17 protein-coding genes are annotated in these 13,488 nt (G+C 67.1%); 5 read left to right on the top strand and 12 right to left on the bottom strand.

Going from position 1 to position 13,488, the window contains the following annotated elements:
- Positions 1-23 precede the first annotated feature (23 nt).
- Positions 24-1,457: an aldehyde dehydrogenase family protein gene (locus BM345_RS23240; protein WP_093384312.1), complete on the bottom strand. Its 1,434-nt coding sequence runs from the start codon at positions 1,455-1,457 to the stop codon at positions 24-26.
- Positions 1,458-1,522: 65 nt separating this feature from the next.
- On the opposite strand from BM345_RS23240, the gene BM345_RS23235 reads away from it, so the two are divergent.
- Positions 1,523-2,044, top strand: coding sequence for a GNAT family N-acetyltransferase (locus BM345_RS23235; RefSeq protein WP_093384310.1), 522 nt, complete (start codon positions 1,523-1,525; stop codon positions 2,042-2,044).
- A 52-nt stretch (positions 2,045-2,096) separates the two neighbouring features.
- Here BM345_RS23235 and BM345_RS23230 read toward each other — a convergent pair whose 3' ends face one another.
- The 6 genes from BM345_RS23230 to BM345_RS23205 are packed head-to-tail and all read right to left on the bottom strand — an operon-like array spanning position 2,097 to position 7,677.
- A complete protein-coding gene (locus tag BM345_RS23230; protein ID WP_093384307.1) occupies positions 2,097-2,330 on the bottom strand; it encodes an FmdB family zinc ribbon protein in 234 nt (77 codons plus the stop codon).
- Positions 2,331-2,342: 12 nt separating this feature from the next.
- The gene (gene hydA / locus BM345_RS23225; protein WP_093384305.1) at positions 2,343-3,755 is read right to left on the bottom strand and encodes a dihydropyrimidinase; all 1,413 of its coding nucleotides are present in this window, start codon (positions 3,753-3,755) and stop codon (positions 2,343-2,345) included.
- A gap of 38 nt (positions 3,756-3,793) precedes the next feature.
- Positions 3,794-4,729, bottom strand: a complete 936-nt coding sequence (locus BM345_RS23220) for a dihydrodipicolinate synthase family protein (RefSeq protein ID WP_093384522.1) — start codon at positions 4,727-4,729, stop codon at positions 3,794-3,796.
- 16 nt (positions 4,730-4,745) lie between these two features.
- Entirely contained in the window at positions 4,746-5,894 is a 1,149-nt protein-coding gene (locus tag BM345_RS23215) for an NAD(P)/FAD-dependent oxidoreductase (RefSeq protein ID WP_093384302.1), read from the bottom strand.
- Positions 5,891-7,321 carry an FAD/NAD(P)-dependent oxidoreductase gene (locus BM345_RS23210; RefSeq protein WP_093384300.1) on the bottom strand — a complete coding sequence of 477 codons (1,431 nt, stop codon included), beginning with the start codon at positions 7,319-7,321 and terminating at the stop codon, positions 5,891-5,893. The genes BM345_RS23215 and BM345_RS23210 overlap by 4 nt, the downstream gene beginning before the upstream one ends.
- An 11-nt stretch (positions 7,322-7,332) precedes the next feature.
- Positions 7,333-7,677 (bottom strand): (2Fe-2S)-binding protein, encoded by a 345-nt coding sequence (locus BM345_RS23205; RefSeq protein WP_254789940.1) that lies wholly within the window; start codon positions 7,675-7,677, stop codon positions 7,333-7,335.
- A gap of 184 nt (positions 7,678-7,861) precedes the next feature.
- On the opposite strand from BM345_RS23205, the gene BM345_RS23200 reads away from it, so the two are divergent.
- The 4 genes from BM345_RS23200 (at position 7,862) to BM345_RS23185 (ending at position 10,840) form a co-directional block, all read left to right on the top strand.
- Positions 7,862-8,689, top strand: a complete 828-nt coding sequence (locus BM345_RS23200; protein ID WP_093384294.1) for a transporter substrate-binding domain-containing protein — start codon at positions 7,862-7,864, stop codon at positions 8,687-8,689.
- Positions 8,690-8,767: 78 nt separating this feature from the next.
- Positions 8,768-9,436: an amino acid ABC transporter permease gene (locus BM345_RS23195; RefSeq protein WP_093384291.1), complete on the top strand. Its 669-nt coding sequence runs from the start codon at positions 8,768-8,770 to the stop codon at positions 9,434-9,436.
- On the top strand, positions 9,436-10,125 hold the full coding sequence (locus BM345_RS23190) for an amino acid ABC transporter permease (protein WP_093384289.1): 690 nt from the start codon (positions 9,436-9,438) through the stop codon (positions 10,123-10,125). The genes BM345_RS23195 and BM345_RS23190 overlap by 1 nt, the downstream gene beginning before the upstream one ends.
- Positions 10,103-10,840, top strand: a complete 738-nt coding sequence (locus BM345_RS23185; RefSeq protein WP_093384286.1) for an amino acid ABC transporter ATP-binding protein — start codon at positions 10,103-10,105, stop codon at positions 10,838-10,840. Before BM345_RS23190 ends, BM345_RS23185 begins: the two co-directional genes overlap by 23 nt.
- A gap of 34 nt (positions 10,841-10,874) precedes the next feature.
- Here BM345_RS23185 and BM345_RS23180 read toward each other — a convergent pair whose 3' ends face one another.
- The 5 genes from BM345_RS23180 to BM345_RS23160 form a co-directional block, all read right to left on the bottom strand.
- The gene (locus tag BM345_RS23180; protein WP_093384284.1) at positions 10,875-11,633 is read right to left on the bottom strand and encodes a GntR family transcriptional regulator; all 759 of its coding nucleotides are present in this window, start codon (positions 11,631-11,633) and stop codon (positions 10,875-10,877) included.
- A gap of 94 nt (positions 11,634-11,727) precedes the next feature.
- Positions 11,728-12,081 (bottom strand): hypothetical protein, encoded by a 354-nt coding sequence (locus tag BM345_RS23175; protein WP_093384282.1) that lies wholly within the window; start codon positions 12,079-12,081, stop codon positions 11,728-11,730.
- Between the two features lie 56 nt (positions 12,082-12,137).
- Positions 12,138-12,542, bottom strand: coding sequence for a GFA family protein (locus BM345_RS23170; RefSeq protein ID WP_093384281.1), 405 nt, complete (start codon positions 12,540-12,542; stop codon positions 12,138-12,140).
- A 70-nt stretch (positions 12,543-12,612) separates the two neighbouring features.
- Positions 12,613-13,011 (bottom strand): hypothetical protein, encoded by a 399-nt coding sequence (locus tag BM345_RS23165; protein ID WP_139237597.1) that lies wholly within the window; start codon positions 13,009-13,011, stop codon positions 12,613-12,615.
- 19 nt (positions 13,012-13,030) lie between these two features.
- Entirely contained in the window at positions 13,031-13,486 is a 456-nt protein-coding gene (locus BM345_RS23160) for a flagella synthesis protein FlgN (protein ID WP_254789938.1), read from the bottom strand.
- Positions 13,487-13,488: the final 2 nt, after the last annotated feature.

Here is a 13,488-nt window from a genome sequence, read left to right as displayed (position 1 = left end):
GCACTGACCGTGGTCAATTCCGCTCAGTTGTGCTTCACCGCCACCGTTTTCAAGGTGGTGAAGCCGTAAAGCGCCTCGAAGCCCTTCTCGCGGCCGTAGCCGGAGGACTTCACACCGCCGAAAGGCAGTTCCACGCCGCCGCCGGCGCCGTAGTTGTTGATGAAGACCTGGCCGCTGCGCAGGCGCTTGGCCATGCGGAACTGGCGAGCGCCGTTCTCGGTCCACACGCCAGCCACCAGGCCGAACTGCGTGGCATTGGCCAGGGCGACGGCCTCGTCCTCGTCGGCGAACTGCATGGCGGCCAGCACCGGGCCGAAGACCTCTTCCTGGGCCAGGCGGTGCGCCACGGGCACGTCGCGCAGCAGGGTGGGCGCCTGGTAGAAACCCGAGTCAGGTGCCTCGTCCACGACCACGCCCTGGGCCACCATCGGGATGTTGGCCGCATGGGCGTCGCTGAGGAAATCCCACACGCGCTGCTGCTGCGACTGGCGGATCAGCGGGCCCACGTCCAGGTCCATGGCGGCCGGGCCGACGCGCAGGGCCGAGAAGGCCTTGCCCAGGCGGTCCAGCAGCGGTTCGTAGATGCCGCGCTCGATCAGCACGCGCGAGCCGGCCGAGCAGGTCTGGCCGGCGTTCTGCACGATGGCGTTGATCAGCACCGGGATGGCCGCATCGAGGTCGGCGTCGGCGAAGACGATCTGCGGGCTCTTGCCGCCCAGCTCCAGCGTGACCGGAACATGGCGCTCGGCCGCCACCTGCTGGATCAGCGTGCCCACGCGCGGGCTGCCGGTGAAGCTGATGTGGTCGATGCCGGGGTGGCGCGCCAGCGCGTCGCCCACCTCGTGGCCGTAGCCGGTCACGATGTTGATGGCGCCGGGCGGAAAGCCGGCCTCGGCCGCCAGCTGCGCCACGCGGATCAGCGACAGGCAGGCGTCTTCCGCCGGCTTGACCACGCAGGCATTGCCCGCGGCCAGGGCGCCGCCCACGCTGCGCCCGAAGATCTGCATCGGGTAGTTCCAGGGAATGACGTGGCCGGTGACGCCGTGCGGCTCGCGCCAGGTGAAGACGCTGTAGCCGTCCTGGTAGGGAATGGTCTCGCCGTGCAGCTTGTCGCAGGCGCCGGCATAGAACTCGAAGTAGCGCACCAGGGCCAGCGCGTCGGCGCGGGCCTGCTTCACCGGCTTGCCGCAGTCGCGCTGTTCCAGCAGGGCCAGCTCGTCGGTGTGCTCGGCGATCTTGTTGGCCAGCTTCATCATGAGCCGGCCGCGCTCGGCGGCACTCACCTTGTGCCAGGTGTTGTCGAAGCAGTCGCGGGCCGCGCGCACCGCGGCGTCGATGTCCTCGGCGTTGCTGCACTGCAGTTCGTCGAAGACCTGGCCGTCGGAGGGATCGAGCACCGGCAGGGTCTTGCCCGAGGCAGACAGAACGTTCGAATTGCCAATGAAATTGAGTTGCATGGCGCCATTTTGCGCGAGGACGGCCCAGCCTTCAGGAACGGGGCCATCGGTGAGAATCCTGGCTCATGCCCACGACCATCCGCCGCCTCACGCCCGCCGACGCCGCCGCGCACCGTGCCCTGATGCTGGAGGCCTACGAGCGGCACCCCGATGCCTTCACCAGCAGCACCAGCGAACGCGCGCGCCTGCCGGTCTCCTGGTGGGCCGAGCGATTGCCGCCCGGCGAGGATGCGGACAGCGTCGTGATCGGCGCCTTCGACGAGGAGGGCGGGCTGATCGGCGCTGCCGGCCTGAACGTCGAGGGCCGCATCAAGTCGCGGCACAAGGCTACGCTGTTCGGCATGTACGTGGCGCCGGCGGCACGCTCGCTGGGCCTGGGCCGGCAACTGGTGGATGCGATCCTGGCGACGGCCCGGGCGCGGGCCGGCCTGCGGGTCGTTCAGCTCACCGTGACGCAGGGCAACGACGCGGCGCAGGGCCTTTACGAGCGTTGCGGCTTCTCCAGCTTCGGGGTCGAGCCGATGGCGGTGTTCGTCGAGGGGCGCTTCCACGGCAAGGTGCACATGTGGTGCGACCTGCGCCCCTGAGCGGCATCAGGGGACCGACCACGACATCTGGCCATCTCCTGCGGCGGCCGCATCACCTTGGGCAGCAGGAACAGCCTGACGACGCGACGTGCCGCAGCCGTACCTGGCCATCATCGCGCTGCGCGTCGTTGCGGTGCGCTGCGCGTCCAAGAAGCGCTGGGACCGTCAAGGCACGCGGCGCCATGTCGCCGCAGGCAGGACATGGGGCGGGCTGATCGAACTGCTGCAGCGGCCGGGTCGCGCTGAATCGCCCGCAGCCTGCGCACGCGTAGTCGTACAGCGGCATCGTCGGGCTCCGTCACCAGCCACCGGACTCGCCGCGCGCCACGTACTGGCCGGCGCCGGCGCGGCCCAGCCATTGCTCGCCGTCGACGAGCAGTTCACCGCGCAGGAAGACCTTGCGCACCGTGCCCGTCACCTCCCGACCCTCGAACAGCGTGAAGTCGCAATTGCCGTGCTGGGTGGCGGCACTGATCACGTGTGACTGGCCGGCATCGAAGAGCACGAGATCGGCGTCGCTGCCCACCGCGATGGTCCCTTTGCGTGGATAGAGGCCGAAGAGCTTGGCTGGCGCGGTCGCCGTGAGCTCCACCATGCGGTTGAGCGAGATGCGCCCGGCGCGGACTCCGCCGTCGTGAATGGTGGTCAGGCGCGTTTCCACACCCGGAATGCCGTTGGGAATCCTGGAGAAGTCGTTGCGGCCGTAGGGCTTCTGGTTGACGCGTCCGAGGTGCCCCTCCTTCATGCAGAAGGGGCAGTGGTCGGTGGAGACCAGCTGCAGATCGTCCGTGCGCAGTGCGGTCCAGAGCGCGTTCTGGGCCTCCTTGGAGCGCAGCGGCGGGCTCATCACGTACCGCGCCAGGTCGAAGTCCTCGCTGTCGTACACGCTCTCGTCGAAGAAAAGGTAGTGCGGGCAGGTCTCGGCAAACACCGGCACGCCCATGTCGCGCGCCTCGACGACGTGCTTGAGCGCCTCCTTGGCGGAGAGATGCACGAAATACACCGGGGCCTGGGCGAGCTCGGCCAGCTTGATGCCCCGATGCGTGGCTTCGCCTTCCATGATGGCGGGGCGGGTGAGTGCGTGGTACTTGGGCGCGGTGTGGCCCTGGGCCAATGCCTCCTGGATCAGCAGCTCGATGATGGTCCCGTTCTCGGCATGCAGCGCGATCATCCCGCCGTGCTGGCCGACCATGCGCATGGCCTGGAAGATGGCCGCATCGTCCACCATGACCGATCCAGGGTAGGCCATGAACATCTTGAAGCTCGAGACGCCTTCGTGGCGAATGGCGTGCTGCATGTCGGCCAGCGTCTGCTGGTTGACCGAAGTCACGATCACGTGAAAGCCGTAGTCGATGCAGGCGCCCTCGCGCCCCTTGGCCTGCGCGCGTTCGATGGCCTCGAGCACGCTGACGCCCTGGCGCTGGAAGGCGAAGTCCACGATGGTGGTGGTGCCGCCGAAGGCGGCCGAGCGCGTGCCCGATTCGAAGCTGTCGCAGGTGGTGGAATCGCCGAAGGTGTTGTCCATGTGCGTGTGGCAGTCCACCCCGCCGGGCAGCACCATGAGGCCGGTCGCGTCGATCGACTCCGTGTCGCTGCCGCACGCAAGCTTGCGGCCGATGGCCTGGATCTGGCCATCCTCGACCAGGATGTCTGCCACGTAGTCGTCGATGGCGGTGACGATGCGGCCGTTGCGGATGATCTTGCGGGACATGGGCTGGAAGCTCCTGGATCGATGGCTGTGCTGGTTGTTCAGGCCGTGGCGCCGGCGTCGGCCAGCGCGCGTTCGAGGCGGGCCACTTCGGCCGCAGGCAGCGGACCGATGGGCAGGCGCATGGTGTCGTTTGGAATGCGTCCCAGAAGCTTCAGGCAGGTCTTCAGGCGCGCCGTGGCCCAGCCGCCGGGGGCCGTGCCGTAGATCGCCTTGGCCAGTGGATAGATCCGATCGTTGAGCGCGCGCGCCTTGTCGAGGTTCTTCTCCCGCACTGCGGCGTCCAGTTCGATCACCAACTCCGGCATCACGGCCGCCAGGCTGACCAGGCTGCCCTCGGAGCCCACGGCGAAGCAGGTGAACAGGTGCTCGTCCCCCGAGGCCATCATCGCCACGTGCGGCGCGACCTGCTTGACCAGGCGCAGGTTGGCCTCGTAGGCCGCGGCTTCCCAGCTGCCTTCCTTCACGCCCACCACGTGCGGCAGTTGCGCCAGCGCGGCCAGCACCTCCGGCTTGTAGGCCATGGTGCCGGCGTTCACGCCGGCCTGGTAGAGCATGAGCGGCATCTGCGCATTGGCGTTGGCCACCTTGTGATGGGTGATGGCCATCTGCGCGTCCTGCGACAGCGCCCAGGAGAAGGGCGGAAACAGCAATGCCGCGTCGGCGCCGGCCGCCTTGGCGTCGTCCGTGTGGCGCTGTGCCTCGTGACTGTCTTCTGCGTTGATGCCGCAAACCAGGATGGCGTGATGGCCGCAGACCTCGGCCGCGATCTGTGTGACGCGCAGCTTCTCTTCGCGCGACAGGGTGAAGTTCTCGCCCGCGTGCCCGTTGATGAGCAGTCCCGCCATGCCGGGGACGAAGGCCGTGGCCTCGAGGTGACGGGCAAGCGTGGGTTCGTCGATGCGGCCGTCGGGGTGCAGAGGGCAGAGGGTCGCAGCGTAGATGCCGTGAAAAGCGTTGGGTCGATTCGGAATCATGGTGGGCAAGTGAAGGTCAGGCGCCAGGCATGGGCATGCCCAGGAGGCGCGTGGGATCGAACAAGGGAAGGTCGGGCACCTGCCCGAGGATGTGCTGGGCCAGGATGCGCCCCATGAAAGGCCCGCTGGTGTAGCCCGAGTGGGCGCTCCCGACGACCCAGGCCTGCGCAACGCCCGGTACGTCGCCGATGATTGGCATCGCGTCGGCCGTCTCGGCCTCCAGGCCGAGCCAGATGCGCGCCACACGCGCCTCGGCCAAGGCCGGCACCGCGTAGGCCGCCAGGCGCATGTTGCCCACCAGGTTCTGAGGGCGCGCCTCGACGCCGCCGCGCTCGCGATCGCCGTCGCCCTGCCAGCCGCCGCCGATCAGCACGGTTCCATTGGCGAACTGCTTGAGCGACAGCAGCCCGTTGGCCACGCTGAGCACGGTGCGCATGACCGGGCGGATGCGCTCGGTGATGACCAGCTGGTTGATGAGGACCTTGATCGGGATCCGGACCCCGAGCATGGCCAGCATGTCCTCGATCCAGACGCCCCCGGCGAGGACCACGCGCCGCGCGTGCAGGGGGTCCAGACCTGTGCTGCTGGCCAGCCGTATCTCGTGGCCACCATCGCCGGATTGGATGGCCTCCACCGGTGCGTTCTCGAAGAGGCTGACGCCGGCCTGCGTCAGCGCGTGGCGAAATGCGCGACCGGTAAGGTAGGCGCTGGCAAAGCCGTCGATTTCGCAGAAGCCCGCCTTGAGCAGCGAGGGATGCAGCCCCGGCTCGATCTCTCTGGCGCGCTGAGGCGAGATCACCTCGATGGGAGCGCCGTATTCCCGGCGCGCCTTGGCGCGGAGCTCGATCAGTTCGCACTCGGCCTCGGTGAAGGCCAGCGTGAGGCCCGGCACATGGGTGGCCAGCACGCCCATGCCGAGCCAGCGCTGGGCGTCCATCCACATCTGCCAGGCCCGCATGGCGTAGGGAACGAGCGCGGCGCGCGTCATGTGCAGGGTGAGCGTGCCTGCGTTGACGCCGGAGGCCTCGCGGCAAAGCTGTCCTCGATCGACCAGCGCGACACGCATGCCACCTTGCGCGAGGTGCAGGGCGGTAGAGCAGCCCATGACGCCGCCGCCGATCACGACGGCGTCCCAGGGTTGGGCGAAGCCAGGAGCGGTACTCATAGCGGCGCCGCCTTGGGGATCGGGATGTCGGCGTAGTTGTAGTCGCCCGCCACCTCGGCCAGCGAGACCGGTCGCAGGGGCGCGCGACCGGTGAAGCAGCCCGCCGCCTCCCGGCTTCCGACGTGCGCCGCCACCAGCGCACCCGCGACATCGCCGCAGGTACGGCCTTGGCAGGGACCCATGCCGCAGCGGGTCCAGGCCTTGAGCTGGTTCAGGTCCCGCGCGCCTTCGCGCACGGCGGCGTCGATCTCGCCGCGGGTGACGTCCTCGCAGCGGCAGACCACCACCTCGGACGGCATGGATTCGACGGCCCCGTCGCGCAGCGCCATCAGCCGGGCCATCGCGTGACCGAAGCGCGCGCTGCGTGCCCATTGCGCAGAAAGCGGCGCGCGCTCGCGCGCATGCGTTGCATCGTCGATGGCACCCAGGTCGAGCGCGCACGCGAGCGCCGCCATTTCACCGTGCGCGCCTGCGGCAGCGGCACCCGCGATTCCGGCGCCGTCGCCGGCAATGTAGAGGCCCTTGACGCTGGTGCGTCCGTCTGGATCCGCCTGTGCGATCCAGCCACCTCGGTTGCGGTCGAACCGATGGCGGGCGCGCAGCAGCCGGGTCACGTCGGTGCCGGGCACCAGGCCGTGGCCGACAGCCAGGGCGTCGGCATGCAGGTCCACTTCCGGCACATTGGCCGAGACGGCGCTGCCATTTGCGTCCACGGCGCCAATGCGGATGGAGAAGCCTTCCCCCGAACGGGTGGCAGATCGAACGGCGTGACGGTAATGGATCGGCACGCGCGCCGCGCGCAACTGCCATTGCCACGCGATGCCTTGACGGATCAGGTCGGGGCGGCCGAGCAGCGAGGGCAGGGCGCGCAGCCATTCGCCGCGGCTTGCAAGATCGACCACCGCGGCGACTTCGCCGCCCGCCTTGAGGATGCCGGCAGCCACCGCCAGCAGCAGCGGGCCGCTTCCCGCGACGACCGTACGCCTGCCGGGCAGGATGTTCTGCGACTTCAGCAGGATCGTTGCAGCCGCCAGTCCGATCACGCCGGGCAGGGTCCAACCCGCAAAGGGCACCACGCGCTCGGTGGTGCCTGTTGCCACCAGGAGCGCACGCGGCTTCAGGCTCTGCGAACCGGACGGACCGATGACGTCGGTGCGCAGGTCCGAACCGATGTTCCATACCTTGTGCCCGAACAGGCATTCGATGCCAGCGCGCCGAAGTTCGCGGCGCAGGGCATCGCCATCGCGGGCTTCGGCCGAGAGGGCCGCGTCGTCCCGCCGCGAGAAACCCTCCGGAAGCGGGCGCCAGACCTGGCCGCCTGCGTCGGGGTTCTCATCGACCAGCAACACCGAAAGGCCACACGCGCTGGCGCGCAGGGCGGCTCTCGCTCCGGCGGGGCCGGCCCCGATGACGATCAGATCGAGCATTTCCGAGTGGTTCAACGGTGTGCCTCGCGCCAGTCGAGCGATTCCACCGCCAGGCCCTCCCTCACGGCCACCTGACAGGAAGGGAGCTTGCGGTTGTCCACCCACACAAGACATTCCTGGCAGGAGCCCATGAAGCAGAACGCGCCGCGGGGCTCCTCGTTGCGAGGGCTGTGCCTGAGTTCACGCCACCCGGAGGCCAGCAAGGCCGCAGCCACGCTTTCCCCGGCGAAGGCGGGAATCTGCTGGTCGTTCATCAGGAAGTGAAGCGCCGCACCGCGCCGCACGGCTGCGTCGCGGCGCAGTGACGCGAGGGCGTGAGGAGATTGTGGAGACATGCGTATCAATGCTTCTTTCACGAACGGGTCATCGAGGGAAAGCCTGACTGGACCTTCGCAAGTTTAATGTATACATTCCATATATTGATGTTATATTTTTTGCAGGCAATGGGTCGATCTGGCACTTGTCTTGCGTTCGTTCCCTGAGTGAGCGGGCGGCCCGAAGGCCGCTCCACCTTCTTCAACAACTAGGAGTCCAACCCTCATGAAGCTAATCAGGAATGCCAACCGCCGCAGCGTCCTCCTTGCCGCCTCGGCGGCTTTCGGGGCCGCGCTGCTGGGCCGGCCGGCGTGGGCGCGCACGCTCGACGAGATCGTCGCCAGCAAGAAGATCGTGTTCGGCGTCAATCCGACCCTGCCGCCACTGGGCATCTTCAATGACAAGAACGAGATAGACGGTTTCGACGTGGAAGTCGCCAACAAGATCGGCGAACTGCTGGGCGTGAAGACCGAGATCGTGCAGGTGGGTTCGCCCGACCGGATTCCCTTCGTCAGCAGCGGCAAGATCGATGCCGTGCTGGGCGCGATGACCATCACGCCCGAGCGCCAGAAGGTGATCGACTTCACCGTCCCCGTACACACCGAGGTGCTGGGCGTCCTGACCACCAAGAGCAAGCCCTACAAGGACTGGATGGAGTTGAACGACCCTTCCGTCAGGCTGGTCGAGGTTCGCGGTGCCACGCCGGTGAAGCTGGTGCAGGAGAAGCTGCCCAAGGCGCAGTTGCTGCTGCTGGACAACTACCCGGACGCGGTGCGCGCCATCGCCCAGGGTCGTGCGGACGCGATGATCGACGTGATGGACTTCATGACCGAGCACACGCGCAAGCACAAGATCGACTGGCGAATCGTCGATGCGCCCATCGAGGTCTACTTCTGCGGGATCGGCGTGCAGAAGGGCAACGATGCCTTGCGCGAGAAGCTCAACGGCGCGATCAAGCAACTGCATGCCAACGGCTTCGTCGACGAGCGCTGGAAGAAGTGGTTCGGCGGCCCCATGCTGCACGACCCGCGCACCGCGCCCAGCTACAAGTAAGCCACGCCCTCCGGCCTGTGGCGCCGCCGGCCCGCTTTCCTGGTGCGGGCTGCGCGGTGCACGCGGGCTCTTCCATCCATGCAACTTGATTTCACTCCGGTCCTGGAGCGCCTGCCCTACCTGGCAGCAGGCGCCTGGCTCAGCCTCCAGATCGCCTTCCTGGCGTTCGCCATGGGCATGCTCATCGGTCTTGCCGGCGCGTCCGTTCGCGCCTACGGGCCGGGGTGGGCGCGGCGGCTGGTCGGCGTCTACGTGGCGTTCTTCACCAACACGCCGCAACTGGTCCAGATCTTCTTCATCTTCTTCGCGCTGCCCGATGCAGGTATCCTGCTCTCGCCCTACCAGGCGGTGCTGATCGGCATGACGCTCAATGCCGGTGCATATCTCACCGAGATCCAGCGCGCAGGCTTCGAAACGGTGCGCCGCCCGGAACTGGAGGCGGCCGAGACACTGGGCTTCTCGCGGCTGCAGACGATCCGCTTCGTGATCCTTCCGCACATCATCCGCGTGCTGTTCCCGCCTTTGTCCAACCAGTACATCCTGATGACCCTGGGCACGTCCATGGCCGCCGTCTTCGGCGTGGAAGAGCTCACCGGCCGCGCCTACAACATCAACTCCGAGACCTTCCGCTCCATCGAAGTGTTCTCGGTGGCTGCGGTGCTCTACGTGATCATTACCCTCGTGGCCACGCTGTCGCTGGCATTTGTCGGCAAGCGTTTCTTCCGCGCCAAGATGAGGTGGTTCTGATGCTCGAGCAGATCATCGAGGAACTGCCTCGCTTCTTCAGCTACTACAACCTGCTGTTCTTCGCCAAGGCGCTGGGCGTGACCTTCGCGCTTTCAGCCATCGGCTGCGTGGTGGGTTTCACGCTGGGGTTCGCGCTCGCTGCGATTCGACTGACCACGCGCCCCGCGGCCGCGCCCATCCGATTCGCCGTGGCGCTGTTCGTCGAGCTGTTCCGGCGCATTCCCTTCCTGGTCACGCTGATGCTGATGTTCTTCATCTTCCAGGCGCTCAATGCCGACCTGAGCATGTTCACCGTGGCCCTGCTCAGCGTGTGCGTGATCGCCACCGCGTTCATCGCGGAGATCGTTCGCAGCGGGCTGGAGTCGGTGCACCACAACCAGTGGGACGCGGCCGCCACCCTGAACTTCAGCTACTGGCAGACGCTTCGGCTGGTCATCATCCCGCAGGCCTGGAAGATCATCCTGCCGCCGGTGTTCGGATTCTTCGTCCTGTTCATCAAGGACACGGCGCTGGCGTCGCAGATCGGCGTGATCGAACTGGCATTCGCCGGCAAGACCATGAGCAACAAGGGATTCTCCGCGGCCCTGGTCTACGGCACGGTGCTGGTGCTCTATTTCGCGCTGTCCTACCCCCTGGCACGTTTCGGCAAATACCTGGAGATTCGTCTTGCCCCAACTCGAAATCGTTGACCTCAAGGCCAACTACGGCGCGCACACCGTGCTGGAAAGCATCAACCTGAATGTCGAGAAGGGCGAGATCGTCAGCCTGATCGGGCCGTCCGGCTCGGGCAAGAGCACCTTGCTGCGCGTGCTGATGGGACTGCTGCCGCCCATCGCCGGAGAAGTGCGGATCGATGGCCAGAAGCTCGACTACGACAACCGCGAGCAACTGCGCGCCATCCGTTCGCAGATGGCCATCGTCTTCCAGCAGTACAACCTGTTCCAGAACATGACCGTGCTGGAGAACGTGACGGTTGCACCCATCAAGGTGAAGGGCCGCCCCCGCAAGGAAGTCGAGGACTACGCGATCCGACTACTCGAGAAGGTCGGCATGGGCGGCAAGCTCAGGTCCTACCCCGATCAACTCTCGGGCGGACAGCAGCAGCGCGTGGCCATCGCGCGCGCGCTCGCGCTGCAGCCAGGAATCGTGCTCCTCGACGAAGTCACGGCTGCGCTCGACCCGGAGCTCGTCAATGAAGTGCTCGACACCGTGCGAATGCTCGCGGCCGACGGCATGACCATGTTCATCGTCTCGCACGAGATGGGGTTCGTGCGCGAGGTGTCGAGCAAGGTGGTCTTCATGGACGGCGGACACGTGGTGGAAATGGGCAATGCGAAGCAGATCTTCGATGCGCCGACCCAGGCCCGCACGCGCGAGTTCGTCGGCAAGATCCTCCGGCACTGAGCGACACGCGGGCCCTTGCCGGGCTGGCGCACGCTCAATGGGCCAGGTCGCTGACCAGCCCGTGGCTCAGGCGCGAGAGCGTGTAGCGCGCCAGGTGGCGCAGGTGAGATACGACGGCTTCCTCGGCTGCCTTGGCATCACCGGCCACATAGGCATCCAGGATGGCGACATGCTCGCTGCGGTCGTCCTCGATGCGCTTGAACGGATCCACGACCTCGAACAGTCGGCACATCACTCGAAGGTGGGCGATGGTTTCCGCCAACATCTCGTTGCCGGAGGCCCGGGCGAACATGCCATGGATCTGGTCGTCGGCCTGCCAATGGCTGGAACCCTGCTTGGTCGAATCGAGCGCGAGGATCGCCTGGCGCAGGTGTTGTACTTCATCGGGCGGGATGCGGCCGATGGCCAGCGCGACCGCCTGCGATTCGAGCCGTTCGCGTACTTGCAGGCATTGGAAGTAGTGCGATGCCGTGATCCGGCGCACCGCATAGGAACGTGCGTTGGCACGAACCAGGAGCCCTTCGCCTTCCAGCCGAAGCAGCGCTTCGCGCAAAGGCGTGCGTGACATGCCCAGGCGCTCGGCCAGTCGGCCCTCCACCAGGACTTCACCGCCGAGGAGTTCACGCTCGAGGATGAGGCGTCGCACCACCAGGTAGGCGCGGTCCGTGAGGTTGCTGCTGTCTTGGGTCGAGGCGGCTTCCGCCTTCTGCGGCGCGGTGCGCTTGGCGGCCGGCGTCCGCACCGGCTTGCGAGTGGGACCGGACTTGGTGGCAGCCTTGGCTCTGTTCGTCATTGTCTACAAAATGTGTGCAATGGCGCCGAGCATACGAGCTTTGATCACAGGGCGCCACAGGCCTGGACCCATGGGCCGGCAGCTGAAGGCGCTCTCACATCATCAACGCAAGCACCGGCGAACGCCGACTGGCCCACAGGTTGACCAGGGCGTCGAGCTCCGACAGGAAGATTCCCGTTGTCGTCCTGCCTGCATGCGCGCCGTCGCCGCCCGCCACGCGCGAGGCATACCACTGCCCGTCCGCAAGAAGCAGGTGGTAGCCCAGGCTCTCCAGCCCGTAGGGGGCCTTGGTGCTGCGGGGCCCGCGGCGCAGGAGCAGGCCCTTGGCTTTGCTGCCGGGCACACCCGCCAGCGAAACGAGCAGGTACTCGCCATCGTCCTGGACGATCCGGTCGCCGAGGTTCGGCTGGTAGGGGAATTCGGCTGGGGGTGGATGAGGCTTTTTCATTACACCCTCGATATCGGCAGGCCCGCGCAGAGCTTGAGTGCTGTTACACGAACAAATCAAAGATGCCGCGTCTCGCCAGGCGGATTCCACCAGGCGTTGTTGCGCCCATCCGCGTAGTGCACCGGTGCATCGATGAGCTCCTGCGGATCCACATCGTCCAGCGTGGCCACCTGCACCGAGACGTAGTCGCCGCCGATCTGCTCGACATAGCCGCGGCCGAAGGGGCGTACGCCGCAGTGCTTGCAGAAGTGGTGGTGGCCCGAGAGCGTGCCGAACTGGTAGTCGCCCAGCGCATCCTCGCCGGCCAGCAGGCGGAAGTCCGCCGGCTTGATGTTGACGCCCCAGTTGCGGGTCTTCGTGCAGATGCTGCAGTTGCACTTGCCGGTGCCGGCCGCGAGGTCGATGTCGGCTTCGTAGCGGACGGCGCCGCAGTGGCAGCTGCCGTGGTAGGTCTTCTTCATTCGGATGCTCCTGTCGTCTCGTTGCCGGGAAGTGCGCGCATCATCGTTGCGCCCTCCTGACAACGCACTGTCAGGAGCCCGACATGAGCATGCGCTGGCGCGGCCTGGACTGGCTGACCACGCTGGCCGACAAGCGGGCCGCGACAGTCGAGGCATGGACGTCGTCGTCCGTGTCGCCGATCTTCACCCGGTTCATCGGGCCCAGCAGCGCCCAGATGGACCAGTGGCCGCTCAGGCCGTCGGTGGCTTCCTCGCGCACCTGCACCGACTTGATGTCCACGAATCGGGCCAGCACGCGGCCGTTGCGCGACAGGGTGCGGTGCCGGTGGTCCACCTCGAAGGTGCCGCGGCGCGACTCGATGGTCAGGCCCAGCGGGTCGTCGCGGGCGATCAGCAGCGGGCGGGGCGCCTGCCGGGGACGGCCCAGTCGCAGGGACAGGCCGGCAATGGATTCGAGCAATCTGGGCATGGCATCAATAGATCTGGTTTCAGCCCAGCGCCAGGCGGTTGCCGGTGCCGGCCGCGCTGCGGCGGGCGCCGTCCGGCCCGTAGAACATCTGGCCGCTGGCACGCAGGAAGCGAAGCGCGTTCTGCGTGAAGTCCAGGTGCGTGAAGACGATCGAGGCGTTGTGGCTGTTGCCGGCCTGGGCCTGGCCGGCCAGCGCCAGCAGGTGGGCCCAGGCGGCGTGGGTTTCTTCGCCCTGCGAGGCCGCCGCGGCATCGGCGCCGGCGCGGCCGGTGGGAAAGCCCATGGCCTTCTGCAATGCCTCGCGCTGCTGGTCCAGCTCGCCCATGCGCCTCTGCAGTTCCGACTTGCGGTGGGTGAGGGCGGGCAGGTCGCTGAAGCTGCCACCGACCATGGCCTGTTCTTCCTCGCCCAGCAGGGCGATGAAGTCGGCGATGGCGGCGCTCTCGGCGCGCAGGTGCTTGAGCAGGGCGTTCATGG

The sequence above is a fragment of the Variovorax sp. OV329 genome, assembly GCF_900114785.1.
GTDB lineage: Bacteria > Pseudomonadota > Gammaproteobacteria > Burkholderiales > Burkholderiaceae_C > Variovorax.
This window is presented reverse-complemented; position numbering and strand designations above follow the sequence as displayed.

Excerpts from the sequence above, each read along its gene's own strand:
- BM345_RS23240 (WP_093384312.1), bottom strand. The coding sequence starts at position 1,457 with ATGCAACTCAATTTCATTGGCAATTCGAACGTTCTGTCTGCCTCGGGC.
- BM345_RS23235 (WP_093384310.1), top strand. The coding sequence starts at position 1,523 with ATGCCCACGACCATCCGCCGCCTCACGCCCGCCGACGCCGCCGCGCAC.
- BM345_RS23230 (WP_093384307.1), bottom strand. The coding sequence starts at position 2,330 with ATGCCGCTGTACGACTACGCGTGCGCAGGCTGCGGGCGATTCAGCGCG.
- hydA (WP_093384305.1), bottom strand. The coding sequence starts at position 3,755 with ATGTCCCGCAAGATCATCCGCAACGGCCGCATCGTCACCGCCATCGAC.
- BM345_RS23220 (WP_093384522.1), bottom strand. The coding sequence starts at position 4,729 with ATGATTCCGAATCGACCCAACGCTTTTCACGGCATCTACGCTGCGACC.
- BM345_RS23215 (WP_093384302.1), bottom strand. The coding sequence starts at position 5,894 with ATGAGTACCGCTCCTGGCTTCGCCCAACCCTGGGACGCCGTCGTGATC.
- BM345_RS23210 (WP_093384300.1), bottom strand. The coding sequence starts at position 7,321 with ATGCTCGATCTGATCGTCATCGGGGCCGGCCCCGCCGGAGCGAGAGCC.
- BM345_RS23200 (WP_093384294.1), top strand. The coding sequence starts at position 7,862 with ATGAAGCTAATCAGGAATGCCAACCGCCGCAGCGTCCTCCTTGCCGCC.
- BM345_RS23195 (WP_093384291.1), top strand. The coding sequence starts at position 8,768 with ATGCAACTTGATTTCACTCCGGTCCTGGAGCGCCTGCCCTACCTGGCA.
- BM345_RS23190 (WP_093384289.1), top strand. The coding sequence starts at position 9,436 with ATGCTCGAGCAGATCATCGAGGAACTGCCTCGCTTCTTCAGCTACTAC.
- BM345_RS23180 (WP_093384284.1), bottom strand. The coding sequence starts at position 11,633 with ATGACGAACAGAGCCAAGGCTGCCACCAAGTCCGGTCCCACTCGCAAG.
- BM345_RS23175 (WP_093384282.1), bottom strand. The coding sequence starts at position 12,081 with ATGAAAAAGCCTCATCCACCCCCAGCCGAATTCCCCTACCAGCCGAAC.
- BM345_RS23170 (WP_093384281.1), bottom strand. The coding sequence starts at position 12,542 with ATGAAGAAGACCTACCACGGCAGCTGCCACTGCGGCGCCGTCCGCTAC.
- BM345_RS23165 (WP_139237597.1), bottom strand. The coding sequence starts at position 13,011 with ATGCCCAGATTGCTCGAATCCATTGCCGGCCTGTCCCTGCGACTGGGC.
- BM345_RS23160 (WP_254789938.1), bottom strand. The coding sequence starts at position 13,486 with ATGAACGCCCTGCTCAAGCACCTGCGCGCCGAGAGCGCCGCCATCGCC.